Annotated in this window: 26 protein-coding genes; 18 read left to right on the top strand and 8 right to left on the bottom strand. The window is 45.9% G+C overall.

Going from position 1 to position 24,748, the window contains the following annotated elements:
- The first annotated feature begins 12 nt into the window (after positions 1 to 12).
- Both FKN93_RS08665 and coaD read left to right on the top strand, forming a co-directional pair.
- A complete protein-coding gene (locus tag FKN93_RS08665) occupies positions 13 to 1,104 on the top strand; it encodes a glycosyltransferase family 4 protein (RefSeq protein ID WP_170904897.1) in 1,092 nt (363 codons plus the stop codon).
- A 28-nt stretch (positions 1,105 to 1,132) separates the two neighbouring features.
- Positions 1,133 to 1,627, top strand: coding sequence for a pantetheine-phosphate adenylyltransferase (gene coaD, locus FKN93_RS08660; protein ID WP_004397467.1), 495 nt, complete (start codon positions 1,133 to 1,135; stop codon positions 1,625 to 1,627).
- A 49-nt stretch (positions 1,628 to 1,676) separates the two neighbouring features.
- Here the strand turns inward: coaD and FKN93_RS08655 are convergent, their stop codons facing one another.
- The 6 genes from FKN93_RS08655 to radC form a co-directional block, all read right to left on the bottom strand.
- On the bottom strand, positions 1,677 to 3,674 hold the full coding sequence (locus FKN93_RS08655; protein WP_170904896.1) for an alkaline phosphatase family protein: 1,998 nt from the start codon (positions 3,672 to 3,674) through the stop codon (positions 1,677 to 1,679).
- An 83-nt stretch (positions 3,675 to 3,757) separates the two neighbouring features.
- Positions 3,758 to 4,567, bottom strand: coding sequence for a bifunctional DNA-formamidopyrimidine glycosylase/DNA-(apurinic or apyrimidinic site) lyase (mutM, locus tag FKN93_RS08650; protein ID WP_170904895.1), 810 nt, complete (start codon positions 4,565 to 4,567; stop codon positions 3,758 to 3,760).
- A 32-nt stretch (positions 4,568 to 4,599) separates the two neighbouring features.
- On the bottom strand, positions 4,600 to 5,091 hold the full coding sequence (locus tag FKN93_RS08645; protein WP_170904894.1) for a hypothetical protein: 492 nt from the start codon (positions 5,089 to 5,091) through the stop codon (positions 4,600 to 4,602).
- A gap of 164 nt (positions 5,092 to 5,255) precedes the next feature.
- Positions 5,256 to 5,423, bottom strand: coding sequence for a 50S ribosomal protein L33 (gene rpmG, locus FKN93_RS08640; protein WP_004397475.1), 168 nt, complete (start codon positions 5,421 to 5,423; stop codon positions 5,256 to 5,258).
- 13 nt (positions 5,424 to 5,436) lie between these two features.
- Positions 5,437 to 5,673 carry a 50S ribosomal protein L28 gene (rpmB, locus tag FKN93_RS08635; protein WP_004397476.1) on the bottom strand — a complete coding sequence of 79 codons (237 nt, stop codon included), beginning with the start codon at positions 5,671 to 5,673 and terminating at the stop codon, positions 5,437 to 5,439.
- A gap of 277 nt (positions 5,674 to 5,950) precedes the next feature.
- Complete coding sequence (radC, locus tag FKN93_RS08630) at positions 5,951 to 6,625, bottom strand: DNA repair protein RadC (protein WP_170904893.1); 675 nt, start codon at positions 6,623 to 6,625, stop codon at positions 5,951 to 5,953.
- A 361-nt stretch (positions 6,626 to 6,986) separates the two neighbouring features.
- On the opposite strand from radC, the gene coaBC reads away from it, so the two are divergent.
- The 6 genes from coaBC to FKN93_RS08600 all read left to right on the top strand — a co-directional run bounded on the left by coaBC (position 6,987) and on the right by FKN93_RS08600 (position 13,742).
- The gene (gene coaBC / locus FKN93_RS08625) at positions 6,987 to 8,186 is read left to right on the top strand and encodes a bifunctional phosphopantothenoylcysteine decarboxylase/phosphopantothenate--cysteine ligase CoaBC (RefSeq protein WP_170904892.1); all 1,200 of its coding nucleotides are present in this window, start codon (positions 6,987 to 6,989) and stop codon (positions 8,184 to 8,186) included.
- Between the two features lie 138 nt (positions 8,187 to 8,324).
- A complete protein-coding gene (gene slmA / locus FKN93_RS08620; protein WP_004397480.1) occupies positions 8,325 to 8,915 on the top strand; it encodes a nucleoid occlusion factor SlmA in 591 nt (196 codons plus the stop codon).
- 8 nt (positions 8,916 to 8,923) lie between these two features.
- On the top strand, positions 8,924 to 9,874 hold the full coding sequence (locus FKN93_RS08615; protein ID WP_170904891.1) for a Kdo(2)-lipid IV(A) acyltransferase: 951 nt from the start codon (positions 8,924 to 8,926) through the stop codon (positions 9,872 to 9,874).
- Positions 9,875 to 10,015: 141 nt separating this feature from the next.
- Positions 10,016 to 11,686 carry a LytS/YhcK type 5TM receptor domain-containing protein gene (locus FKN93_RS08610; protein ID WP_170904940.1) on the top strand — a complete coding sequence of 557 codons (1,671 nt, stop codon included), beginning with the start codon at positions 10,016 to 10,018 and terminating at the stop codon, positions 11,684 to 11,686.
- Positions 11,671 to 12,384 carry a LytTR family DNA-binding domain-containing protein gene (locus FKN93_RS08605; protein WP_170904890.1) on the top strand — a complete coding sequence of 238 codons (714 nt, stop codon included), beginning with the start codon at positions 11,671 to 11,673 and terminating at the stop codon, positions 12,382 to 12,384. Before FKN93_RS08610 ends, FKN93_RS08605 begins: the two co-directional genes overlap by 16 nt.
- A gap of 134 nt (positions 12,385 to 12,518) precedes the next feature.
- The gene (locus tag FKN93_RS08600; protein WP_170904889.1) at positions 12,519 to 13,742 is read left to right on the top strand and encodes an MFS transporter; all 1,224 of its coding nucleotides are present in this window, start codon (positions 12,519 to 12,521) and stop codon (positions 13,740 to 13,742) included.
- A 155-nt stretch (positions 13,743 to 13,897) separates the two neighbouring features.
- Here the strand turns inward: FKN93_RS08600 and pyrE are convergent, their stop codons facing one another.
- Together pyrE and rph are read right to left on the bottom strand one after the other, a co-directional pair.
- Positions 13,898 to 14,545 (bottom strand): orotate phosphoribosyltransferase, encoded by a 648-nt coding sequence (pyrE, locus tag FKN93_RS08595; protein WP_154169524.1) that lies wholly within the window; start codon positions 14,543 to 14,545, stop codon positions 13,898 to 13,900.
- Between the two features lie 151 nt (positions 14,546 to 14,696).
- A complete protein-coding gene (gene rph / locus FKN93_RS08590; RefSeq protein ID WP_154169526.1) occupies positions 14,697 to 15,413 on the bottom strand; it encodes a ribonuclease PH in 717 nt (238 codons plus the stop codon).
- Positions 15,414 to 15,631: 218 nt separating this feature from the next.
- Between rph and FKN93_RS08585 the strand changes: the two genes are divergently transcribed.
- The 10 genes from FKN93_RS08585 to FKN93_RS08540 all read left to right on the top strand — a co-directional run bounded on the left by FKN93_RS08585 (position 15,632) and on the right by FKN93_RS08540 (position 24,700).
- Complete coding sequence (locus FKN93_RS08585; RefSeq protein ID WP_154169528.1) at positions 15,632 to 16,498, top strand: YicC/YloC family endoribonuclease; 867 nt, start codon at positions 15,632 to 15,634, stop codon at positions 16,496 to 16,498.
- A 352-nt stretch (positions 16,499 to 16,850) separates the two neighbouring features.
- Positions 16,851 to 18,134, top strand: a complete 1,284-nt coding sequence (locus tag FKN93_RS08580; RefSeq protein WP_170904888.1) for a site-specific integrase — start codon at positions 16,851 to 16,853, stop codon at positions 18,132 to 18,134.
- A 100-nt stretch (positions 18,135 to 18,234) separates the two neighbouring features.
- Positions 18,235 to 18,573, top strand: a complete 339-nt coding sequence (locus tag FKN93_RS08575; RefSeq protein ID WP_170904887.1) for a hypothetical protein — start codon at positions 18,235 to 18,237, stop codon at positions 18,571 to 18,573.
- 196 nt (positions 18,574 to 18,769) lie between these two features.
- The gene (locus FKN93_RS08570; RefSeq protein WP_129765263.1) at positions 18,770 to 19,072 is read left to right on the top strand and encodes a type II toxin-antitoxin system HigB family toxin; all 303 of its coding nucleotides are present in this window, start codon (positions 18,770 to 18,772) and stop codon (positions 19,070 to 19,072) included.
- Positions 19,073 to 19,103: 31 nt separating this feature from the next.
- Entirely contained in the window at positions 19,104 to 19,475 is a 372-nt protein-coding gene (locus tag FKN93_RS08565; protein WP_000354813.1) for a transcriptional regulator, read from the top strand.
- Between the two features lie 25 nt (positions 19,476 to 19,500).
- Positions 19,501 to 21,909, top strand: a complete 2,409-nt coding sequence (locus FKN93_RS08560) for a DEAD/DEAH box helicase (protein WP_170904886.1) — start codon at positions 19,501 to 19,503, stop codon at positions 21,907 to 21,909.
- Positions 21,910 to 22,378: 469 nt separating this feature from the next.
- A complete protein-coding gene (locus FKN93_RS08555; RefSeq protein WP_170904885.1) occupies positions 22,379 to 23,080 on the top strand; it encodes a hypothetical protein in 702 nt (233 codons plus the stop codon).
- Positions 23,081 to 23,542: 462 nt separating this feature from the next.
- On the top strand, positions 23,543 to 24,121 hold the full coding sequence (locus FKN93_RS08550; RefSeq protein ID WP_170904884.1) for a restriction endonuclease subunit S: 579 nt from the start codon (positions 23,543 to 23,545) through the stop codon (positions 24,119 to 24,121).
- 94 nt (positions 24,122 to 24,215) lie between these two features.
- Positions 24,216 to 24,461, top strand: a complete 246-nt coding sequence (locus tag FKN93_RS08545) for a DUF2188 domain-containing protein (protein WP_170904883.1) — start codon at positions 24,216 to 24,218, stop codon at positions 24,459 to 24,461.
- 8 nt (positions 24,462 to 24,469) lie between these two features.
- Positions 24,470 to 24,700, top strand: a complete 231-nt coding sequence (locus FKN93_RS08540; protein ID WP_005085357.1) for a hypothetical protein — start codon at positions 24,470 to 24,472, stop codon at positions 24,698 to 24,700.
- Positions 24,701 to 24,748: the final 48 nt, after the last annotated feature.

Raw genomic sequence — 24,748 nt, 5'->3', positions numbered from 1 at the left:
GGTAAGATATACATGAGAATTTTAATTTTTAGCTCTTACAAAGATGCATGGAATAGCGTTCGTCCAGAAGCTGAAATGTTCATTGAAATGGTTAAATTAGGCCATCAACTTACGATAATGACTCAAGGCAATGCACCGTATGTAGCCCGTTTTCGTGACAGCGGTATCAAGGTGATTGATGCTTATCCCAGTAAAAAAATCTGCTGGAAGACCATCAAAAGGCTGCGTACAGAGTTACACGCTCATCACTATGATATTGTCTATGCCATGAATTCAAAAACCATTCCCAATGCTGCCTTTGCTTGTATCGGCTTTAAACAGACCAAATTGGTGACGTATCGAGGAACGGTCGGTGGATTATATCGTCATGACCCCAGTGCCTATTTAACCCATTTACACCCCAGAGTTGATGGTATCAGCTGTGTGGCACAAGCCGTTACTGATGACGTAAAAAAACGAGTGTGGAAGCATCAAGACTGCGTGGTCACAATTTACAAAGGGCATGATATTGCTTGGTATCAAGCTCAGCCTGCTTCATTGAAAGAATTAGGATTACCTAACGATGCATTTTGCATCATTTGTATTGCCAATGCTCGGCCGAGTAAGGGTGTCCATATCTTGCTTGAAAGTGCAAAACAACTGGCTGATTTAGTGAATCTGCATATACTGCTTGTAGGACGTGACATGCAAACTGAACAACATTTAGCCTTAGCTGAGCAAAGTGGGATGTCTGAACGTATTCATTTTCTCGGCTACCGAAGCGATGTTCCTGAGCTGTTAGCTTCTAGCTCTGTACAAATTCAACCTTCGATTAGTGGTGAAGGGCTACCTAAAACTATTATTGAAGCTATGGCGATGGGTATTCCTTCCATTGTAACCACAACGGGCGGCGGTAAAGAATTATTGGTTGATGGTGAAAGTGGTTTTATTGTTCCAGTACAAAACCCAACCGCCATTGCAGATAAAGTTCGCGTTCTCTATCAAGCACCACAACAACGTCTACAAATGGGGATGCGCGCACAACAACGCATGATTAATGATTTCTCTTGCCAAGCCAGCGCTAAACAACATCTGGCTTTTTTTCATTCATTATTAGGCAGATAACTCCGCTTTCACAGATGAGAACACGACCGTGAGCCAAAAACGTATTTCTCGGGTTATTTATCCCGGCACTTTCGATCCTATCACCAATGGACACCTTGATATTGTTGAGCGTGCAGCCAGCATGTTCGATGAGGTGATCATTGCTGTCGCGGCAAGTCCAAGTAAAAATACCATGTTCACCCTTGATGAAAGAGTAACCTTTACTCAAGCAGTGACTCAGCACTTACCGAACGTAACCAGCAAAGGCTTTAGCGGCTTGATGGTCGATTTTGCTCGCGCAGAGCAAGCTAACGTGTTGATCCGCGGTCTACGAACCACAGTAGATTTTGAATACGAATTTGGCCTGACCAATATGTATCGTCGTTTAATGCCGGGATTAGAGAGCGTCTTTTTAACGCCATCTGAACAATACGCTTTTATTTCATCGACTATCGTCCGTGAAGTTGCGATTCATGGTGGCAATGTGGATGGCTTTGTCCCTACCGTCGTCGCACAGGCACTAAGTGCCAAAAAAGTCATTTAGATTACTCTGTGGGTTAAGCCGAGATTAACCCACAGAGTTCTTTCGTCGATTATGGTGTCATCGGTAATACTTGAGAACGCAAAAAGTATTCTTGTAATCGGTGATATTCTAATCCCCATTGGCGATCAAAGGTTTGCTCATCACTGGCTTGCGGTTCAGTCAGTAATGACTCATCACCTTGCCAAGGATGGAAGATAAACGGTGGATGGTTACTCACAGCACCATAGGCATTAATGCTCATACCACTATTGAAACCGATATTACTTACCTCCCCTATAGTAAGTAAGTTTTCTCCACCTAAAGAAACATAAGCTTGATCAGACAAACTAAAATGATACAAGGTTGGAAAAATATCTCGATGGGAACCGATACGCTCTGGCTGATAGTTAAATTCGGTGTGCGCCAAAATCGATGGTGGCACATAAAGATAAAAGGGAACCGCGTGAGTTAACCCTGCCTCACCAGGCCTGGCTATATCGGTATAGCGTACACGATGATCACCCGTCACAGCCATGATCACCTGATCACTTAATGATGATTGCTTGATATCACTGATAAATTGACCCACCGCATCACTGGCATACTGAAACGTTTTTAATAATTCTTGAGCGTCTCGATTACCTTTATAGCCTAGCATCTCTTGCAAACGAGGAGTAAGAGTGGTTGGTTTAGGTTGATAATACGCTGGAACCCGATACGGTGAGTGATTGGTGACTGTCATCACGTAAATAAGAGTTGGCCGCTCAGCCTTATCTAATAACTGCTGAGTAAATTTAAACATAAACTCATCGGGTACACCCCAAGTCCCTGCGTATTGGGCAGCAAGGGGGAAAGCACCAACAATGTCATTTTCATCATAGACGCGATCAAAACCTTGAGTGGGTAAATAGTTCGCTAAGTTGCGCCACATACCGTTACCACCATAGACAAAAACCACATCATAGCCAGCCCGCTGATATGGCAATACCGCCGAGCTTGGAAGGGGAATTTTTTGCCAATTAGAATGACTGATCGTCGCCAATGGGCTATGCACTAGCATCATTACGATACTGTCTATTGTAGCGGAAGTGCCCGCCAAAAAACGCTCGAACAGAAAATCGTGTCGATAATGCTCCCGAAAACGACCTAATAAATCGTTTGTGGTTGGATCATCTTCAATTAAAACGCTCAACCCCATACTTTCCATCATCGCGATAACCACATGAGGCGGATGATCAGCGAGATAATCATTGTGAGGGGTTTTATAATTCGCGTCAGGCTGCCCCAACAACTTTTGCATTTGCTGCTGCAATACTTGCTGAGATATCGGTTCTAAGTGAGCACGTGATGTATAATCACTGCGCGCCCAATCAAGCGCCATAAAGGCATTAGGGGTGATCATATTTAATGGCTGATAAGCCGAGACACTAGCATGATAACGTTTCAGAGGTAAACTGCCCGTCGAGCCCCTTGCCAGTAAAAACACACCGACCATCATGAAGACGACGGCTAAGCTAGTAATACTCCAATGCCAGTGTTGTTGCGAGGACCATAAGTTAAGACGTGTCAGGTAACGGGCAAAGTAGTAACCAATCCCAGCCATAACTAACGCTAAACTCACCCCGTATATAACCGGATAATCAACCCATAAGTTAGTCAGTACCGCGACTGAGTCATCATCCATCAAGCCAAAAATAAATAAATCAATATGGCTACCATAGGTTAAGTAGTAGTAATAATTACCAACTCCACCAATGATATACAATAAAACAATTACTGCATGGTAGTAAGTCGATAAGCTTAACCAGCGTAAATAGGCTTGGGAAAATGCCGCGCATACAAGGCCAACTAACAGTAATGGGGCATAAGCAATCGCGGTGACTTTTGCATCAAATCGAGCGCCGACCATAAAAGCACGTTGAATATCATTCACTATATCATTAACAGGCAAACCAGGCTCAATATGCAAATAAAGAGCGTAGCGAGAAGCAAACAACAGTAAAAATGAAAAAACAAAGTAGCCAATGAATAACTGGCATATATGTCGAAAATGGCGCTGATAATACATATTAAGAAGGTGCTTAAGAAAACAGGAGGCTAATGTTACGCCAAGTGATTTTCATGTCCATCATTAGATAATAAAAATATTAGTCAATCTTGGCAGTGGTTACAGAACATGCTGTTACGCTGAGCAATTTTCTGTTCAAGAATCGGTTCCGCGCAAATAGGACAAGGTTTACCGCCTTTGCCATACACTTGCAGCTCTTGGGCAAAATAGCCGGGCTTGCCATCGGCTTGCGAAAAATCTTTCAGCGTAGTGCCACCTTGTTTAATCGCTGTCGCCAGTACGGCTTTTATCTCGCTGACCAAACATTGCCACTCGGTGTCCGATAAACTTTGCGCCGATCTTAAAGGGTGAATTTTGGCTTTAAACAGCGATTCATTCGCGTAGATATTGCCTACCCCAACCACGTTTTTATTATCCATAATAAACGCTTTTATCGCTAAGCGTTTATTGTTCGCACGTTTAGCAATCGTCTCGGCATTAAACGCATCGGTCAGTGGCTCTGGCCCCATATGACTGAGTACCGAGTGATGTTCTCCTGGCGCAGCATACAACCAAGCACCAAAACGGCGCGGATCGTGATAACGCAGTAACGTGCCATTCGCAAGAACGAGATCAACGTGATCGTGCTTCCCTGGTGGAAAATTAGCATCTAACACCCTCAAAGCTCCCGACATACCGAGATGAATAATCGCATTGCCGGCTTCGGTTTCGATGAATAGATATTTGGCGCGGCGTGAAATGGCCGTGATCTGCTGGCCTTCCAGCCGAGTTAATTCATGAGGGATCGGCCAGCGTAGTTTTTCACAGCGCCAAGTGATCGTGGCGATGGTTTGACCAATTAAATGCGGCGAAATGCCTAAGCGACTGACTTCGACTTCGGGTAACTCAGGCATCATAGCTCCAAGATGGTTGACGAATTAAGATCTTAACGACTGGATGAAGGGAAAAGATAATCGGCTTCCACTGAGATAGCAATCCACTTATCTTGCCAGTTTTTAAATAACCAAAACTGCGGTGATTGATAATAAGTGATCCGCTGTGGCTCTTCCTTATCGCGATACCAGACTTCAATGGTTTGAGGCCCGATCAAACTTGGCTGTAATGAACGTACGGTTTGTTCATCAACCTCGGTACCGACTAAAGCTTGCCAGCGCTGGGCTAATTGCAGCGCAGAAACCTCACCAGTCGGAGTCAACTGCCATTGATCTTGCTCTAACGTCAGCTCAAACGATCGTGTATACACCGCCTGTAATGGTGCATTGGGATTAAGTAAACTAGGGTAAGCATGCGCTGCGCTCTTATCTGAGGTCAGATAAGATTTGAGTAATGGCGGTAAGTTCAACACCCCAATAAACAGCAGTACTAAGATGATCAGAATATTGTTCCATCGCCGACGACGATGAGGGGCAATGCGCATGCAGCAATCCTTAGCTGATAGATAAGATTCGCTAAGAATAGCAAAGTAGCTAGCTAGGTTCTAGGTTCTAGGTTCTAGGTTCTAGGACCGATGTTTCCACATAAAGAAAAACCCAACCAAATTGGCTGGGTTTTCGCTACTTTTACAACAGAGTGCGCAATCAATTACTTGATTTTGCCTTCTTTGTAAACAACGTGCTGGCGAACTACTGGATCAAACTTTTTGATCTCAAATTTGCCTGGCATGTTGCGTTTGTTCTTGTCAGTTGTGTAGAAGTGACCAGTACCTGCAGAAGATATTAGTCGAATTTTCTCACGAATGCCTTTAGCCATTGCTCAATTCCTCTTAAACGTTTTCGCCACGTGCACGGATATCAACAAGAACAGCATCGATGCCTTTCTTATCAATGATACGCATGCCTTTAGCAGTTAGACGTAGTTTAACAAAACGTTTTTCGCTCTCTACCCAGAAACGATGAGTTTGTAGGTTCGGCAGAAAACGACGCTTAGTAGCATTTCGTGCGTGTGAACGGTTGTTACCCGTTATTGGACGCTTACCAGTTACTTGGCATACTCGGGACATGAATGTCTTCTCCAAATCGTTTCAGCTCGATATCAACCTTGGTGGCCGAACCTCGTTCTCGATGTATTAAGAAGTTTGAGGTTAAAAACCGTTATGGAAAATCCATACAAGGCTATCAAAGGTCGCGTATTATACTAACTTGACATGCATTGCTCAAGACCCGAACAGATCCTTTTTACGGATTTGGTGATCTTTTTTAAGCAGAGCTGAGTTTAGGTTGATAATTTAGTGCGCGAATCATACCAGAATAATCTTAAGTCACAACATAAAATATCCGTCAAATCCATCCTCGTTCTGCAAAGGAAACCACCTCACCATCACCAATCACAAAGTGGTCAAGGACACGAATGTCGACTAACTGCAAAGCATCAACTAAACGCTGAGTAATTCGGCGATCAGCCTGACTGGGTTCTGCAATGCCAGAAGGATGATTATGGGCCAAAATTAATGCCGCCGCATTGAGTTGCAACGCCCTCTTGACGACTTCTCTAGGGTAAACACTAGCGGCATCAATTGTCCCCTCAAATAAGATTTCATCTTGGATAACACGATGTTGATTATCGAGAAAAAGAATATAAAAGGCTTCACGATGACGATCGCGTAGCACGCTGGTTAAATATAACTTGGTTTGTTGAGGGCTGGTTAACGCGTCACCACGCTTTAAAGTTTCAACCAAGTAACGCTGAGTCATTTCTAAGACAGCTTGTAATTGAACAAATTTTGCTTCTCCCAGTCCTTTATGTGCACAAAACTGCTCTTTACTGGCAGAAAACAAAGCGCGCAATGAACCAGATTGACGTAATAAACAATCCGCCAGTTCTAAGACATTCATCCCTGGTGTGCCGGTGCGTAAAAAAATCGCTAGCAGTTCAGCATCGGATAACGCTTGCGGCCCTCTGGCAAGTAGCTTCTCTCGTGGCATTGATTCTACAGGGAGATCTTTGAGACCCATGACTACGCTCCAAGTCTACTAAATAGAGAATAACGACGCGGTGCCCCCTTACCAACAAAGCAACCCGTTTTTTCAAACTGGGTTAATGTCAGCACACGGGGCTCTCTTTTATAAGCGAAGAATGACTCAGGCCCAAATGGGCCTGAGTGAAGATGGGAATAAGATCAATCTCACTTGTAACTCGCTTGTTGATTAAAGCTTAAAGTGACTGATTGGATTCCTCATTTATTAGCCCAATTATTCAAAATTGACTGAAGCGACTCTGATTTGTATAAGAGATTTACTAGCAAAATATTGACACGACAACCACATATTTCGGGAGTTGTGCTAACATAACTCGCAGAATTTTCGAGGAATCCAAATGCAAACATTAGCAGGAAAACACATTCTGCTTGGCATTAGTGGCGGCATTGCAGCCTATAAATGTGCAGAATTAACGCGCCGATTGCGTGAACGAGGCGCGGAAGTTCGCGTGGTGATGACCCATGCGGCGAAAGAATTTATTACCCCTTTAACCATGCAAGCCGTCTCGGGCTATCCGGTCGCAGACAGCTTACTTGATCCTGCTGCCGAAGCATCCATGGGGCATATCGAGCTGGCAAAATGGGCAGATTTGGTATTGTTAGCACCGGCAACGGCGGATCTTATCGCTCGCTTAGCCGCGGGAATGGGCAATGATTTATTAACCACCGTCGTACTCGCAACGGATGCTCCTGTGGTGATTTCACCCGCGATGAATCAGCAGATGTACCGTAATCAAGCAACACAAGATAATATCGCGACCCTTGTGCGACGCGGCGTTTCGGTATGGGGGCCTGCCGCTGGAGAACAAGCCTGTGGCGATGTCGGGCCGGGACGTATGCTTGAACCACTTGAATTGGTTGAGCGCTGCGACGCTTTTTTTGCGCCTAAACCTTTGCTTGGGAAAAAACTGTTGCTTACTGCAGGACCGACTCGCGAAGCGTTAGATCCCGTTCGCTATATTACTAATCACAGTTCAGGCAAAATGGGCTTTGCCATTGCCGACGCTGCGGCTACTCTAGGAGCCGAAGTGACGCTAATCAGTGGGCCGGTCACCTTAACAACGCCCGCCAAAGTGAAGCGGATTAATGTCCAGAGTGCACTAGAGATGCACGCAGCGGTGATGGCCCATGCTCAACAGCATGATATCTTTATTGGATGCGCTGCGGTCGCGGATTATCGACCTGATGTCATCGCTGAACAAAAAATCAAAAAAACCGAACAGAGCGATACGTTGTGTATCACCATGGTCAAGAACCCGGATATCGTTGCTTCGGTAGCGGCATTAACCGAACGCCGTCCTTTCACGGTAGGATTTGCCGCAGAAACACAGGATGTGGAAAAATACGCTCTCGGAAAACTGACCAAGAAAAAGCTGGATATGATTTGCGCCAATGATGTTTCTATCACTGGTCAAGGTTTTGATAGCAACGATAATGCACTGACGGTGTATTGGTCCAATGGTCAACACGCTTTGCCGCTGAGCAGCAAACGTGAGTTAGCCCAAGCGTTAATATTGTTCATTCATCGCCATCTGTAGTCGATACGCCTTAGTACTCGGTTTGCCAGCAAGTGCATCATCGCATAGCCATTCGTTAGCGAGGAATCCACTCAGTTAACTCGGCAAATCTTGCTGCTTATTGCGTCGCTATCAATGGTCATCAAAGGAAGTCGGGTTATGGCTGGTAACAAAAAAATCAATCGCCGTGAAGAAATACTCCAAGCACTGGCACAAATGCTGGAATCCCACGAAGGAGCATCTCGCATCACGACGGCTAAACTCGCCAAACAAGTCGGTGTATCAGAAGCGGCTTTATATCGTCATTTTCCCAGTAAAGCGCGAATGTTTGAGGGCTTGATTGAATTTATTGAAGAATCACTCATGTCACGTATCAATCGTATTTTGGATGAAGAAAAAGATACGTTAAATCGCATTCGTCTCGTTGTGCAGCTGATTTTGGCTTTTTCTGAACGCAACCCCGGCCTGACGCGCATTTTATCGGGCCATGCGTTGATGTTTGAAAATGAACGGCTGCGGGAGCGAATTAATCAGTTGTATGAACGAATCGAAACGTCTTTGCGGCAGATTTTACGCGAGCGAAAACTGCGTGAAGGTAAATCGTTTCCGGTCGATGAGAGTATTTTAGCGGCGCAATTGCTCGGCCAAGTCGAAGGCAGTTTAAACCGTTTTGTTCGTTCTGATTTTAAATACCTGCCCACCGCTAATTTCGATGCGTATTGGGCATTACTGAGTGCACAGATTAAGTAGTAATCACCATGACAAATCCCAAAAAATACGGCAAACCAGAATTTTCAGTGGCATTACTGCACCCTAAATATTGGGGTGTATGGCTGGGCTTTGGTTTTCTCGCACTGATGGTTAATCTCCTTCCTTATTCATGGCTATTAAATATTGGTCGTGGCCTAGGTCGGTTTGCTATGCGCTTTGGAAAAAAACGGGTAAAGATTGCCGAGCGTAATCTTGAGCTGGCTTTTCCAGAGATGACCGCCACCGAGCGCCAGCAGTTTGTCGTTGAGAACTTTAAAAATACCGGCGCAGCACTGATTGAAACGGGTATCACTTGGTTTTGGCCAACGTGGCGTTTTAAAACCTTATTGGTCGAGAAAGATCTCTCCGCGCTGCGGACACATGACCAAAACAGCCGCGGTGTATTATTATGCTGCGTGCATGCGTTAAATTTAGAAATAACCGCACGAGGCTTCGCGGTATTAGGTTTACCCGGTTATGGCGCATATCGACCACATAACAATCCAGCCTATGATTTTATTCAATACCGAGGTAGAACACGTAATGGCAACCAGTTAATTGATCGTAAAGATCTTAAAGCCATGATCCGTGTTTTACGTCAAGGTGGTCGTCTCTTCTATCTACCCGATCATGATTATGGTCGTAAAAAGTCAGTATTTGTGCCGTTCTTTGCGGTGCAAGATGCCTGTACCACGACAGGTACCAGCATTTTAGCTTATACCAGCCACTGTGCTATTGTCATGGGGTCTGGTTTTCGTAACATGCAAGGTCGTTATGAACTGATGGCCGATCTGTCTGTTGAGACTGACTATCCACAAAAGGATGAAACGGCCGCAGCCGCTTATACGAATAAGTACGTGGAGCAAGTGATCTTACGTGCTCCAGAACAATGGATGTGGCTGCATAAACGATTTAAAACCTTACCAGATCCTGAACTAAGGGACAGTCGCTACGCCTAAATGATTTGCCGGCACTATTCATTTGCCGGCACTACTTTCTGCGACCAAAAGCGCTTTATCAGCGTATGATCTGAATCATAGGTATTAAAAAGGGAAGTCCGTTACACTGGCTTCCCTTTTTCATTTTTCGTTCTTGCCATGATGTATAACGACCAATTTTTGATGTTACTGGCGGTGTTTGAACGCGCGGCCTTACTGCTGATGGTGCTGTTTTGGCTAACACGCTTGCACCTGATTCAAACCATAGTACAAAAGACCGAACGTCGCCCTGCTGAAACCACCTTGCTGGCAGCGCTGTTTATCGGTTTTGCCCTGTTTAGCACTTATACAGGGGTCAATGTGGATGGCTCTTTGGTCAACGTACGGATCATTGCCATTGTCGCGGGTGGTATTTTGTTTGGCCCTTGGGTTGGGGTCAGTGCAGGCCTCGTTTCTGGGCTGCACCGCTACTTAATTGATATTGATGGCCCCACTTCGCAAGCCTGCTTGATTGCCAGTATCGTCGCGGGTTTGTTATCGGCGTTGATCCATTATCGAGCCGACAAAACCCACTATGCCCGCTATGGTATTTTGGTCGGCATGGCATGCGAAGCGCTGACCATGGGACTGATAGTACTACTTGCCGAAGATAATCAGTTGGCTTATAACATTGTCAGCCACATCAGTTTTCCGATGATCGCGGGTACTTTATGTATTGGCTTGATTATTCAACTGGTACAACATTTAGATGATGAAAAAGAGCGCCTAGCTGCTCAGCAAGCCAAACAAGCGTTACATATTGCCACGCAAACTTTGCCTTATTTTCGCCAAGGTGGCCGAGCGGCTTTAACGAAAGGCTGCCAAGTGATTTTGCAAAACACACAAGCCGATGCGGTAGCGATCACCGATACGCAAGATGTGCTGGCTTATGTGGGGATAGGTGAAGAAGAGTACTTTGATGCTCATCATCAAATCAGTGAACTGACCCAACAAGCGGTCAAACTCGGCCAACAAATCATTAGTAATAACTTAAATCTGCATAACTTTCGCTCCTTGTTGATCATCCCTTTGTGGGAGAATCAACAAGTCGCTGGCACCTTAAAGATTTTTTATCGCCAACCGAACCGTATTCGCCGTCCACTTAAAGAGATGGCGATTGGTTTATCACAGTTGATCTCCACGCAATTAGAAGTCTCGCGGGTGGAACAATTGAAAGAAATGGCCAGCCAAGCCGAATTTTCTGCTCTACAAAGCAAGATCAATCCCCATTTTCTGTTTAATGCGTTAAATGCGATATCCAGCTTGATTCGTCTGCGCCCCGATGAGGCGCGCAGCTTAATTGGTAATTTGGCCGACTTCTTACGCTATAATCTACAGCGCACGCAAATTCTGATTCCGCTGGATGATGCGTTAAAACAAGTGCGCGACTATGTGGCCATTGAACAAGCTCGCTTTGGGCGTAAGCTGCAAGTGCATTTTGATGTTGAGCCAGTCGCGATTTCGATTGCACCACTCCTTATCCAACCTTTGGTGGAAAACGCCATTCAACATGGCTTTCAGCCCTCAGCACACGCGTGCGAGGTGACGATCAAAGTACGTAAAACCGCGCAAGGTGCACAAATTACCATCACAGATACAGGGGTTGGCATTGCCCCAGAGTTGATTGATAAGCTCTATCAAGGTGACATAGACAGTCAGCACATTGGCTTGATGAACGTTCATCAGCGATTGCAGTTATTGTACGGTCAAGGGCTGCACATTGAACGGTTAAACCCTGGAACACAAATTCGCTTTGATATTCTCACTAAGGGGAAAGCATGTTACGCGCAATAGTGGTTGAGGATGAATATTTGGCTCAAGAGGAGCTACGTTATTTAATTGAAAAACATAGTGACATCGAGATTATCGCCATTTTTGACGATGGTTTATCAGCCCTGAAATATCTACAAAACCATCCGGTAGAGGTGCTGTTTTTAGATATTAATATGCCCGCGATGGATGGCATGTTATTAGCTCGTAGTCTGCCAGCGGCCATTCGCCCCCCTTATATTATTTTCACCACCGCTTACAAAGAGCACGCCGCAGAAGCCTTTGAGCTCGACGCGTTTGATTATTTGTTAAAACCGCTCAATGAGCAGCGGGTGCAAAACGTACTCGATAAATTACAACAGGCACAGTCGATCAATCAGCCGACGCCAAGCAGTGCGCCGCTGCATCTTATGCGTGAAAATCGGATTCGGATTACTGAGCCTGAACAGGTCATTTACGCCATGGCGAAAGAGAAAATTACTCTGGTGTACTGTGAAGATGGTGAGTTTTATGTGCCGTATCCGATCAGTGAGCTTTGTGACCAGTTGCCGGCGCAGCACTTTTTTCGCTGCCATCGCTCTTATTGTGTCAATCTCACTCGCGTGCAGGAGATCATCCCTTGGGTTAACAGTACTTACCTTCTGCACTTACAAGGGACGCAAACCGAGATCCCGGTCAGCCGGAGTAACTTAAAAGCCTTCCGCGAGCGAATGCAATTGTAATTCATGCCAAATAATTGCATTTGATGCGCGAGTAATGCAGCTCATTTTATCTTGTTTTAACCCTATTGCAGCTAGGGGATTTAGGCTCGTATCTTAACGGTAGTTCTTACCCATTTTGTTATGGAGTACCGTTTATGTTAGGCATGATATCCCCACGATTACGGACCTTAATTGGTACCATTATTGCGCAATTTGCCCTTGGCTCTGTGTATACCTGGAGCTTATTTAATGCCCCGCTGGCGGAAAAATTATCCGCTCCCGTCAACCAGATTGCCTTCTCTTTTGGGCTATTAACCTTGGCGCTTGCCTTGGCCTCTTCCGTGTCCGGATTACTGCAAAAGCGTTTTGGCGTACGCCGGGTGACGATTGCAGCAGGCTTATTATTAAGCCTAGGTTTACTTTGGGCTGGACAAGTGACCCAAGTATGGTTGCTGTATATCAGTGCGGGGTTAATCCTTGGCTTTGCCGACGGCACTGGTTACTTAATGACCTTATCCAACTGCGTGCGGTTTTTCCCGGAACGTAAGGGCCTCGCTTCGGCTTGCGCAATTGGCGCTTATGGCCTCGGCAGCTTAGGGTTTAAGTACATCAATTTATATTTCCTTGAACACAGTGGCGTGAGCACGACCTTTACCATGTGGGCTCTGATCGCGGGCAGTTTGGTGGTTCTCGGTGGATTACTGATGCATGACGCGCCAGTGCAAGCGCCAAGCTCATCGAGCAGCACAAGCAGCCAAGATTACTCGCTACAGCAAAGTACCAAAACACCTCAGTTTTGGTTATTGGCAACGGTGTTTTTTACCATTTGTATGAGCGGATTATACGTGATTGGCGTTGCCAAAGATGTTGGCGAGCTGCAAGTACATCTCTCCACCGCGGCGGCCGCTTCTTCAGTGGCGATCCTCGCGATGGCGAACCTTGCCGGACGGTTAGTATTAGGCATTTTGTCTGATAAAATGGAGCGCCGCAAAGTGGTTGGAATGGCGTTACTGATCTGTACCTTAGGCGTGAGCACCTTATTGTTTGTTCCTCTCAATGAAATGCGCTTTTTCATGGCGATTTCTTGTGTTGCCTTTAGCTTTGGTGGCGCGATTACGGTATTTCCAACCTTGGTCAGCGATTATTTTGGGCTAAATTCTCTGACTCAAAACTATGGGGTGATTTACTTAGGCTTTGGGTTGGGGAGCTTCTTTGGCTCTATCGTAGCGTCATTATTCGGCGGCTTCCAAGCGGCGTTCAGTGTCATGCTCATACTGCTTGGCGTGTCTTTATGTATCGCCCTTTGGCTACGTGCCCCAAAAGAGAAAGCATCCGCCGCGCTGACTTGGCAGCCATCGCTTCATTCAAGCAGTCGTTAATCACGCCGCACTTAGGCTGATTAGCGTTGCCGCCAACACCACGGCATCTTTCAATAAGCAAAGATCAACAGCAATAAGCAACGGCTCGGTTATCGACACTGAGCCGTTGTTTTCTCTAACAGGCTTTATCTAACAGACTTCCTGTTACGGAGTCGTTAAGCGACAACTCCATATTGAGCTCGGTAAGCCTCTACTGCGGCTAACTGCACCGGATCGCCCCCTTGCTCTTTTAGATAAGTCACCAGATCGCCCAAGCTAACGATAGAAATAATCTGGCAATCAAAATCGCGCTCAACTTCTTGAATCGCCGATAATTCGCCTTGGCCTTTTTCTTGGCGGTCAATCGCCACCAAGACACCGGCCAGCTGTGCGCCATTGGCTTGAATGATTTCCATTGACTCGCGAATCGCGGTGCCCGCGGTGATGACATCATCCACCAGCATAATGCGCCCTTTTAATGCGCTACCCACTAAGTTACCGCCCTCACCGTGATCTTTGGCTTCTTTACGGTTAAAGCAATACGGCGTATCAATATCATGGTGATCGGCTAGAGCCACCGCGGTGGTGGTCGCAATGGGAATGCCTTTATAAGCGGGGCCAAATAGCACATCAAATTTAATCCCCGCATCCACCAAGGCGGCGGCATAAAAACGGCCTAAACGGGCCAGATCTCGACCGGTATTAAATAGCCCAGCGTTAAAAAAGTAAGGGCTTTTACGACCGGACTTCAAAGTAAACTCACCAAATTTCAATACTTCCTTTTCTAAAGCAAACTCAATAAATTCACGCTGGTAGGCTTTCATGAATACTCTCTCGATGTTGGTTTTGGGTTCAAAGTTCTGGGTCCTAGGTTCTAGGTTCTAGGTGCTAGGACCTGCTCTTCCTAGGACCTTCTTTTCCTAGTTCTAAAAACAGATAAAAAAATAGCCCCCTCAACGGGAGCTACTGACTCAATCATTCCGCTAACGCGGCTTTCTGGGCGGCGACAATATCAACAATGCCTTTTTGCGCCGAGGCAAGTAACGCCAGCAACTGATCATGGCTGAACGGTTCGCCTTCTGCGGTGCCTTGGATCTCGATCATCTTGCCTTCTTCGGTCATCACCACATTCATATCGGTATCGGCGGCAGAATCTTCCACATACTCTAAATCGCACAGGATGTTTTCACCTAAGATACCCACTGATACCGCGGCAACGTGGCTTTTCATCGGATTCGCTTTCAGTTTGCCTTTAGCGACTAAATGCGCGAAAGCATCAGCCATGGCCACACTAGCACCACTGATCGCTGCCGTGCGTGTCCCGCCATCCGCTTGAATCACATCACAATCAACGGTGATCATGATTTCACCCATGGCTTTTAAATCAACCACTGCACGTAAACTACGAGCAATCAGGCGCTGAATTTCCATCGTTCGGCCACCTTGCTTACCATTGGCCGCTTCGCGACGGGTGCGCGAATGGGTAGCTCGCGGCAACATACCATATTCAGCCGTTACCCAGCCTTTGCCTTGACCTTTCAGCCAGCGTGGTACGGTTTCTTCCACCGTTGCGTTACACAGCACTTTGGTATTACCAAATTCAACGAGTACCGAACCTTCAGCGTAAGCCGTATAGTTACGAGTGATTTTAATTGGGCGAACTTGATCTGCAGCGCGGTCATTTGGACGCATGGATAAATGCCTTTTGTGAAGGGAACAACAAGATTGGGGCGAGATTATACTGGAAGTGGCGGTAAAATCCTAGGTGCTAGGCCCATCCCCTTCCTACTTGACGCCGCAGCAGTGCTGGTTACATTCGTTCGTGCTGATCTAACCTAGGATCTCGTCAGTCTTTGCCGTATTATTGAATTATTGCGCTAAAAGCAGATCGACTAACAAAGGATACCGTAATGATTTACAGCATGACCGCTTACGCACGTAAAGAAGTCAAAGGCGACTGGGGCACGGCAGTATGGGAAATTCGCTCCGTTAACCAACGTTATTTAGAAACCTACTTTCGCCTTCCTGAGCAGTTTCGTGGTTTAGAGCCAGTGCTGCGTGAGCGTTTTCGTCAACGTCTTGCCCGCGGTAAAGTCGAATGCCATTTGCGCTATGAAGCCAATCCAGCGGCCAAAAGTGAGCTGAATATTAATGAAGCACTGGCTAATCAAGTGATCAAAGCCGCTAATCAAATCATGCATATGACCGGTGAACTCAGCCGCATCAATCCCTTCCAAATTATGCAATGGCCTGGTGTGATGGAAACTCCTGAGCAAGATATGGACAGCATTAATAAAGCGTTATTGGCCGGTTTTGATGACGCGATTGTGGAATTTATTGATGCTCGTGGTCGTGAAGGCGACAACATGAAAGCGTTAATCGAACAACGTTTGACAGCGATTAGCGAAGAAGTGGTCAAGGTTCGCGCGCGGATGCCAGAAATTCTGCAATGGCAACGTGAACGCCTATTGAACAAGTTTGAAGAAGCAAAAATTGAACTTGATGCCACCCGTGTCGAGCAGGAATTGATTTTACTGGCGCAAAAATCGGACGTGGCAGAAGAGCTTGACCGTTTAGATTCTCACATCAAAGAAGCGCGCAATGTCCTCAAAAAAGGCGGCGCTTGTGGCCGTAAGCTTGATTTCATGATGCAAGAGTTTAACCGCGAGTCCAACACACTGGCTTCAAAATCGATCTCGACCGATATCACGGCTTCAGGGGTAGAGCTGAAAGTGCTGATTGAACAAATGCGTGAGCAGATCCAAAACATCGAATAGTTTTTTTACCCGTCCAAGAATGTCTTAAAAGCCCTGTTATTTGCTTGTAAATACAGGGCTTTTTTATTTTCCTCGTCCAAATCGGTTTGCAGATGTCCGTTACCAGTTGCTGTTTAAGTGGTGGGCAAAATGGTGGGCAAGACCTGTTTTTTTTGACTCAATAAGCAAAAAGTCAAGGTATCTGGTGAGCAGATTTTTGCATCTATCTCACCACCGCCTTATGCCATCTCCACTTATCGTGCTGCTTGCAGATTGTTCAATCACTCAACTATCGAATCAATCGATAAACAAACAGTGGTGGGCAATGGTGAGCAAATTTTAACGATTTCTTAGGAATATAGAGTAACAAACGATGGCAAAACTAACCGCAACTCAGGTGCAGTCTTATGCTCGCACCGCAACAGCAAACAAAAAATACAGTGATGGGAATGGCCTATATTTTTGCGTAAGAAAATCTGGCATGCCGTATTGGATGCTAAGGTATACCAGCCTAAACGGACGACGAGAAGCCACGCTCGGTCAATATCCAAGCATGACCTTAGCAGAGGCTCGACTTGAATCGTCTAAAATGCAGCTACAACTTCAGCAAGGTGAAGACCCATTAGCAATCCGTGCTATTGAAACCATCCCAGAGATCCAAAATGTCAGTCAGCTGTTTCAAGACTGGTATGCCAAAGACTTAAGTCGCCGATTAAAGCACCCGAATATACCCAAACGTGTTTTTACCAAAGAAATTGCACCCGTGATTGGTCAACTTCCTATCCAAGCCGTGCGGCCAACACATGTACGCGAAGTATTAGAACGCATTCGAGAAAGTAACCGCCCTACCATTGCCAATGACACATTAATGTACATGAAGCAGTTGTTTCGACATGCGATAAAGCTCGACTTAACGCTGAACAACCCCGCCGCAGCCTTTACCGTGGACGATGCAGGTGGCGTGGAGTCTAGTAAAGACAGGATGCTCAGCAAAGATGAAATTCACTACGCCTTTAGCGTGTTTCATACCCATATCAATAGCTTTGGCCGCGACAATTACCTCGCTTGCTGCCTATTTTTGGTGTTGGGCGTACGTAAAAGCGAACTATGTGAAGCCATGTGGCGTGAAATGGACTTAACCACGGGCGTATGGGATCTACCCAAAGAACGCAGTAAAACAGGCGTGCCAATCAGCATCCCCTTACCGCGCCAAGCCATTACCTGGTTTAACGAGCTGCAAATCCGCGCTTGTGGCTCGCCTTATATTTTCCCTGCCAGACGAGCAAGCCACCGTCCACATATGGGGCCAGATACGCTGAACCGCGCCATTTCTAAGTTGTTTGGTCGCGAGCCTGGGCGCAAAAAGCAGCCACCCAATAAAATGGGCAAACTTGAACACTTCACCGTACACGATTTGCGCCGCACCTTTCGCAGCCTTGCCGCCTCTTTGGGCATTGCAGGCAATGTGGCCGAACGCTGTCTTAACCATAAGCTAAAAGGCGTTGAGGGCATCTACGACCGCCACGATTACTTTGAAGAGCGCCGTATTGCCCATCAAACCGTGGCTGATGTGATCGAATCACTGGTGAACTTTGAGCCCTCTTCACAACACCTCACAGGAGGGCGCTATAGCCAAACTACTGGAAGTTGCAACTAGGCGGCAAGTGAATGAATCCCCATGAGCATAGACATACTATGTGATTGGGGTGAACGAACGCAGCCAACACCGCTGCAGCTTTAAGTAGGAAGGATATGACATGCAATTTATGATGCGACTCGCCCCCATTACCTTTCCAATAGCCATGCTGGCAGGCCTTGGCTGGTGTATTGGCATTGCCCTACTCGAACAGCCTCATGGTATAGGCTACGCACTTACTCGATATTGCCTGACGACATTGATGGTTCTCGCCCCGTGGCTGACGCTAAAACTCACGTTCTACGTGATTGTCGGCCTAGGACGCAAACTGGGGCTCATCCCGCCTGCACGCCCAACGTATAGCCTAGGTTATGAAGAATCCCTCTATTGGTTCAGAGTATTGGCGTTCTTCGATGGCAAACGCAGCCGTATGCCGAAAAAGCCAATCAGGAGAAACTAACAAACCACCCATTTGCTCACTTACTGTGGGCAGTTGGGACAATGGGGCAACACTTGATAACACAAGCTTTAGAAGGTGAATAAGAAGAATTTGAAACGCCCCAAGGAATGGGGCAATTGGGGATGCGGTAACAACTCCTAACCGCATCAAGAATACCAAACTTGCAAAAGTCCCAAACTGGGACTAATATCTATTTATGAGAATTATCGCATTATCAACCTTAAAAACATTTTGGGAAGACAGCCCAGAATACATTGACGCTAAAGAGCCAACGTTAGCGTGGTATAGGCATGCATTAAACGCTGATTGGGGAGCACCGGCGGATGTGAAACAGGACTTTAGAAATGCCAGCATCCTCAAAGATGGGCGTGTCGTGTTTAACATTGCCGGTAATAAATACCGATTAGTCGTTTGGATCAATTATGCCTACAAGGTGGTTTACATAAGGTTTATAGGCAGCCATGCACAATACGATCAAATTGATGTGCAAACGATTTAAAGCCAAGAGGTAGTAACAAGAGGTAAATATAATGGACATCAGACCTATTAAAACAGATGCCGACTACCGCGCGGCATTAAACGACATCGAAAACCTAATGATGGCGGAGCCAGATACCATTGAAGGCGAAAAACTGGACATTTTGGTTACGTTAGTCGAGGCCTACGAAGCAAAGCATTTTCCAATGGATTTGCCAGACCCTGTTGAGGCAATAAAGTTTGAGATGGAGCGCAAAGGCTTAACGGTTAAAGATCTTGAACCCATGATAGGTAAAAGCAATCGTGTTTATGAAATCCTAAACCATAAGCGATCACTCACGCTAAAAATGATTTGGAAACTTCATGAAGGGTTAGGTATTCCAGCAGAGTCGCTGATCAAGCCACCGCAAGTTCGCGCTTCATAGTGCTTCGAATCAAAATTAGTTTGTTATGAATGACGCTCGCTACCCAAACATTTCTGCTATTGATCACAGGCTAGCTGAGCTTGAAAACGAAAAGCAGCAGCTTCTCGCATTAAGAGAGACTTTCCGTAGCGCTCAAAACGAGCGTTCAGTACAGACATTCACGCCAGAACAAAAGGTCGCCCTATTCAGACAACGATTTCGTGGACGAGAGGATATCTTTGCCAATCGTTGGCAAAACCAACAGGGTCGCAGTGGCTATTCCGTAGCTTGTGATAATGAGTGGGTAAGTGGACTATGCAACAAACCCCGCATTAAATGCCAAGACTGTTCACACCGAAAGTTTAGCGAATTAAACGAGCACATTATTTACAGGCACCTTGCCGGTCATCAAGTGGTTGGTCTATATCCACTACTTAAAGATAATTCGTGCTATTTGTTGGCAGCCGATTTTGACAAAGGCTGTTGGCAAGAAGAAGTCAAAGCAATGTCTAAAGCATGCCAAGCGTTTGATATTCCGCACGCGATAGAAATCTCGCGTTCTGGCAACGGGGCTCACTTATGGATATTTTTTGAAACCAATATCCCAGCGAACCAGGCTAGGGCACTGGGTTTCGCTTTGCTTGATAAAGCCATGGAAATATTTCCAAATCTATCGTTTGACTCCTATGACAGGCTCTTTCCTAACCAAGATGTACTTCCTGAAGGCGGGTTTGGTAATCTCATTGCGTTACCACTTCAAAAGGAGGCTCGCCTTTCAGGTCGTAGTTGCTTTGTTGACAGTGACCTGAATGCCATCGATGATCAATGGCGGTACCTTGCTGAGCTTAAAACGCTCACTCAGTCGAGTATTGACCAACTCATAACAACTATTTCACCCAACACCCTATTACTGTCCGAACAAGGGCTAACAGACAACCGCCCTCCTTGGGAAATCACAGCCAAAGCCGCACCAATAAAATTAGAGTCTTTGCCGAAAAACGTGACCATTACCTTGGCCAACCATATCTACTTTTTGATGAGCGAGTTACCTGGGCCATTACTGGCCGGACTAAAGCGATTAGCTAGTTTTTCTAATCCTGTGTTTTTTAAAACACAAGCGTTGCGCTTTTCAACCCATGGCATTCCGAGGTTTATTTCCTGTGCTCGTATTGAAAACGGTTATCTAGCACTACCGCGAGGCTGCCTCGATGATGCGATTGCTTTGCTACAAGAGCAAAACATTTCGCCACTACTTAACGATAAGCGTGAAACTGGTAAACCATTATTAAAACTTACCCCTGAGTTCACTTTGCGAAAGAACCAGCGTGACGCAGTGGCTGCAATATCTAAACATGACTTCGGTATTTTGCATGCGCCAACCGCATTTGGAAAAACGGTTACTGCCATTGGTATGATCGTAAAACGCAAAGTAAATACCCTCATACTGGTTCATAGCCGACAACTGCTCGAACAATGGCAAGAGCGCTTACGCACGTTCCTACCCGAAGTAACCATTGGCAGTATAGGCGGAGGTAAAAGAAAGCCGAGTGGCATTATCGACATAGCCACCTACCAAAGTTTGGTTAATAAAAAAGACAATTCCATCACTCCTCTCATTCAAGACTACGGCCATATTATTGTTGACGAATGCCACCACCTATCTGCACCAAGGTTTGAAATGGTACTCAACGAGGTAAGAGCAAAATATGTATTGGGCCTTACAGCAACACCAGAGCGACAAGATGGTCATCAAAAGATCATTTTTATGGCGGCAGGGCCCATTCGCTACAAAGTGAAACAAAGCCCTGATGAGCAATTTACTCAAACCGTGATGATTCATCAGCTCTACGATGTACCAGCAGCAGAGCTTATAAAAACAGATGAGCGCCCCAAAATAAGCGATGCCTACCGCTGGCTCGTCAATAATGAGCAGCGCACTTCAAAAATCGTCTCAGACGCCTACGAGTGTGTTCAAAATGGCGGACACCCGTTAGTCCTTACAGAGCGTAGAGAGCACGCAGAATCCATACACTCACGACTTACCGAAATGGGTATAAGTACTGTCGTACTTAAAGGCGCCATGAAAGCTGCGGAACGCAAGAACGCTGACAATCATCTGCAATCGGCTCAAGTCGTCGTCGCAACAGGAAAATATGTAGGCGAAGGGTTTGACCTACCAAGACTGGATACGTTGTTTTTGGCCATGCCCATCGCATGGAAAGGAACATTGGCTCAATATGCCGGTCGTATTCATCGTGAATCGGAAGGCAAAACACAAGTCACTATTCACGACTATGTGGACTGCACTCTCCCTATGCTGCAACGCATGTTTAAAAAACGCGAGAAAAGCTACAAGGCTATGGGGTACGCCCTTGAGTACATTGATGACAACAGTAACAAGCAACCTTCATTGAAGCTAGAAAACATCCCTTCACCAAATACCAAGCCAAAATAAACAGCAGCACTTCATTAAACACTTCCCCATGCCTTTACCCCCATACGCCAAAACCACTATCCGTTTGGCTTTTGGATCGAAACGCCAAACAGGGAAATTAGCCCATTTACTGTTTGGCGTCTCGATTGAAATCCAACGCTGGTAGGTCTTGCCAGTACTGGCTCAAAGCAAGGTTTGGCACTTTTTTCGCCCTAAACCAACCTCGGCATCAAAGTACAAACCGTTTGATTTTTTAAACCCAGAATGCAAACGATCGTTTGGCGTCTCGATTTTTTTGCATGGGCTAAATGCCGCCAAACAGAGCTGCATTGGACGATATATTTCAATCAGTTAGCCGCGCACAGGTCATCATAAAAAACCGATTTGACTGGTTAGTTTGATGGCCATTTCTTTCATCTAATTCACCACCGCGTCTGCACCCGACGACTGAAAATAGACGGCATGACGAACCAACAAGGTGATAAGTGACGTGTTATGGGCAAGTGGCAACGACTGGAATAGAGAATGGATACAGCAGGTGGTCGCTTTACTGGTTGGGCATGGCGCGTTTACCCTCTACCCAGCACTAAGCCAGTGCGAGAATGCAGCCGAACGTTTAACCCGCTGGCTGACCTATCAGTTACCGCGCGTTAAACAAGCGCACCCAGGCTGCCCAATTCACCAATGGCTAAATAGCATTGGCGCACAAGTGATCGTAGAAAAATGGCAGAGTCCCGAGCAATGGCCAAACCTGTATTGGCTACCTTTACCTGAGGTTGATGGCCACGCGCAAGGCGGGCTAGTTTTGTTGCCAGCTCATTTGTTACCGGCACATTTATTACCGACAGACAGGAATGGCACAAGTCAAACCAACACATTGCAAGCAAACACACCTGCCAACGCCTGTATCTTTTGGTGCATAACGCCTTTATCTAAAACAGGAAAGCGCGCTACCTTGCACCCCAAACAGCAAAATCGCGCCTTTTGCCTGCCCAGTTCGCCGGAGCAAATAGGAAAATCATGCACAGGGTTATTACTGAGAGGTTTGAAAAAAGAAAGCCAAAAACGAAACGGCAACGAGATCAGCCACCAAATTAACCTAGCGTTGCTGCACCACCTTTGTGGACCGGAGAATGATGTGTGGATGAAAGCGAGTTTTGGTGCCGTAACTCATTACGGTACCAAAAATTAGGCGCAAAAAAGAGTAATCCCTCGCGGGGCGCTGATCTAACGGGTAGCGGGAGGGGTGTTGTTGATGCGATTTTAATATCAAAAACGCCAAATAGCTCGATATTTTTGGCTAGAGCCTTCTCTGTTAGGTTTTTACTCAGGCTTCACTTTGAACTATTCGGAATTTCCAGATGGTTGCGTTTTGTACAGCTCTACCAGCTTGGTTATATGACTCTTAATAATTAACTCTTTTTTATCAGAAAGATACCTGATACCGACATAAATGTCGGCACCAGACAATAACCACTCTTCCCTCTCAATACAGCCAGGTATCCGGTCAATTCAAGCATTTCCAAACGCCACTCAAAAAAATAAATCTGCAGTAACGGCGTTTTTGCAATTTAAATAGTTGACAACTCATGAATCTCAGCTTAAGCTCACCCACAATCTGCAGAAACGCCATTACAACGCATTCGAGGTAACAATGAAAGTTAATTTGAAAAAAATTGCCTCTGTACAGATGGGACACTCTTTTAGGTCAAAGCTTGAGCCAGACGCTAATGGAAATATCTCTGTTATTCAGATGAAGGACCTTACTGAAGATAACCGACTAAATGCCCAAGAGCTAGTGCAAATTGCTATGCAGGACTTAAAGGATCATCACAGAGTTAAATTTAACGATTTAGCTTTTCGCTCTAGAGGCCAAACCAACACAGCAGCATTGATTGACCATGAGTTGAATGATGCTGTTATCGCTGCGCCACTGTTGCGAATTCGAGTTGAAAGTGATTCGGTTATGCCTGCGTATTTATGCTGGTTTATTAATCAACCGACTTCACAAGCAGTATTGCAAAGTAAGGCAACAGGCACGGCGGTAAGAATGATTGGCAAACTTGCACTTGAGGATCTGGAGATAGTAGTCCCTAGTCTCGATGTGCAGAAAAAGATTATTGAGATTTACCAATTATCCATCAACGAGCAGAAGCTAATGAATGCATTAGCCAAGAAAAAGGAGGTGTTAACTGACGCAATATTAATGAATTTAGCAGTGAATACCCAGTAATGACAGTTACTGGGTTTAGACGAGCCAAAAGTGTGACAGCACTTTTAGCAAAACTTTAATCCACGTTTCATTTCAAAAAACAGGAGCCGAAATTATGGCAAAGAATACATCATCAAGCAAGGGCAATACCCGACATGTCGTACCACATCCTGACGGATGGGCAAACAAAAAAGGCGGTGCAGAACGCGCTTCAAGCGTGCACAGCACCAAAAAAGAGGCCGAAGCTGCGGCGCGCGAACAAAGCAAGCGCGAAGGTTCTGAGCTTGTTGTACATGGCAAAGACGGCCAGATACAACGCAAAGATAGCCACGGTAACGACCCAAAAGACATTAAAGGATAGGAGCCCTTATGAGTGATGAATACAAAAAGAAAATAGGTGTACCTGAATCGCACACCCTCAACATCGTAAGTAGTCAGTGGTCGCAACGAAAAGGCCAAGACACTGATACCTATGAATGTGAAGAGCTAAACGAGCAAGGTGAAGTCATTGCACGGTACACCATCAAGGACAGTACATCGATTTACCCTCCATTTGGGCGCTCGATTACCTGGACTCAATCTGCCGTACTCGATTCTTAACCTTTTAACTTACAGCTAGCGGGGCGCTGCCGGTATAGCCTGCCCCGC

It is taken from the genome of Vibrio sp. A8-1 (assembly GCF_013048685.1).
Taxonomy (GTDB): domain Bacteria; phylum Pseudomonadota; class Gammaproteobacteria; order Enterobacterales; family Vibrionaceae; genus Vibrio; species Vibrio metschnikovii.
The sequence above is the reverse complement of the archived record's forward strand: the minus strand, read 5'-3'. Positions and strand labels throughout refer to the sequence as shown.

Coding starts and splice junctions, on each gene's coding strand:
- FKN93_RS08665 (WP_170904897.1), top strand. CDS start 13: ATGAGAATTTTAATTTTTAGCTCTTACAAAGATGCATGGAATAGCGTT.
- FKN93_RS08655 (WP_170904896.1), bottom strand. CDS start 3,674: ATGTATTATCAGCGCCATTTTCGACATATATGCCAGTTATTCATTGGC.
- mutM (WP_170904895.1), bottom strand. CDS start 4,567: ATGCCTGAGTTACCCGAAGTCGAAGTCAGTCGCTTAGGCATTTCGCCG.
- FKN93_RS08645 (WP_170904894.1), bottom strand. CDS start 5,091: ATGCGCATTGCCCCTCATCGTCGTCGGCGATGGAACAATATTCTGATC.
- rpmG (WP_004397475.1), bottom strand. CDS start 5,423: ATGGCTAAAGGCATTCGTGAGAAAATTCGACTAATATCTTCTGCAGGT.
- rpmB (WP_004397476.1), bottom strand. CDS start 5,673: ATGTCCCGAGTATGCCAAGTAACTGGTAAGCGTCCAATAACGGGTAAC.
- radC (WP_170904893.1), bottom strand. CDS start 6,625: ATGGGTCTCAAAGATCTCCCTGTAGAATCAATGCCACGAGAGAAGCTA.
- coaBC (WP_170904892.1), top strand. CDS start 6,987: ATGCAAACATTAGCAGGAAAACACATTCTGCTTGGCATTAGTGGCGGC.
- slmA (WP_004397480.1), top strand. CDS start 8,325: ATGGCTGGTAACAAAAAAATCAATCGCCGTGAAGAAATACTCCAAGCA.
- FKN93_RS08615 (WP_170904891.1), top strand. CDS start 8,924: ATGACAAATCCCAAAAAATACGGCAAACCAGAATTTTCAGTGGCATTA.
- FKN93_RS08610 (WP_170904940.1), top strand. CDS start 10,016: ATGTATAACGACCAATTTTTGATGTTACTGGCGGTGTTTGAACGCGCG.
- FKN93_RS08605 (WP_170904890.1), top strand. CDS start 11,671: ATGTTACGCGCAATAGTGGTTGAGGATGAATATTTGGCTCAAGAGGAG.
- FKN93_RS08600 (WP_170904889.1), top strand. CDS start 12,519: ATGTTAGGCATGATATCCCCACGATTACGGACCTTAATTGGTACCATT.
- pyrE (WP_154169524.1), bottom strand. CDS start 14,545: ATGAAAGCCTACCAGCGTGAATTTATTGAGTTTGCTTTAGAAAAGGAA.
- rph (WP_154169526.1), bottom strand. CDS start 15,413: ATGCGTCCAAATGACCGCGCTGCAGATCAAGTTCGCCCAATTAAAATC.
- FKN93_RS08585 (WP_154169528.1), top strand. CDS start 15,632: ATGATTTACAGCATGACCGCTTACGCACGTAAAGAAGTCAAAGGCGAC.
- FKN93_RS08580 (WP_170904888.1), top strand. CDS start 16,851: ATGGCAAAACTAACCGCAACTCAGGTGCAGTCTTATGCTCGCACCGCA.
- FKN93_RS08575 (WP_170904887.1), top strand. CDS start 18,235: ATGCAATTTATGATGCGACTCGCCCCCATTACCTTTCCAATAGCCATG.
- FKN93_RS08570 (WP_129765263.1), top strand. CDS start 18,770: ATGAGAATTATCGCATTATCAACCTTAAAAACATTTTGGGAAGACAGC.
- FKN93_RS08565 (WP_000354813.1), top strand. CDS start 19,104: ATGGACATCAGACCTATTAAAACAGATGCCGACTACCGCGCGGCATTA.
- FKN93_RS08560 (WP_170904886.1), top strand. CDS start 19,501: ATGAATGACGCTCGCTACCCAAACATTTCTGCTATTGATCACAGGCTA.
- FKN93_RS08550 (WP_170904884.1), top strand. CDS start 23,543: ATGAAAGTTAATTTGAAAAAAATTGCCTCTGTACAGATGGGACACTCT.
- FKN93_RS08545 (WP_170904883.1), top strand. CDS start 24,216: ATGGCAAAGAATACATCATCAAGCAAGGGCAATACCCGACATGTCGTA.
- FKN93_RS08540 (WP_005085357.1), top strand. CDS start 24,470: ATGAGTGATGAATACAAAAAGAAAATAGGTGTACCTGAATCGCACACC.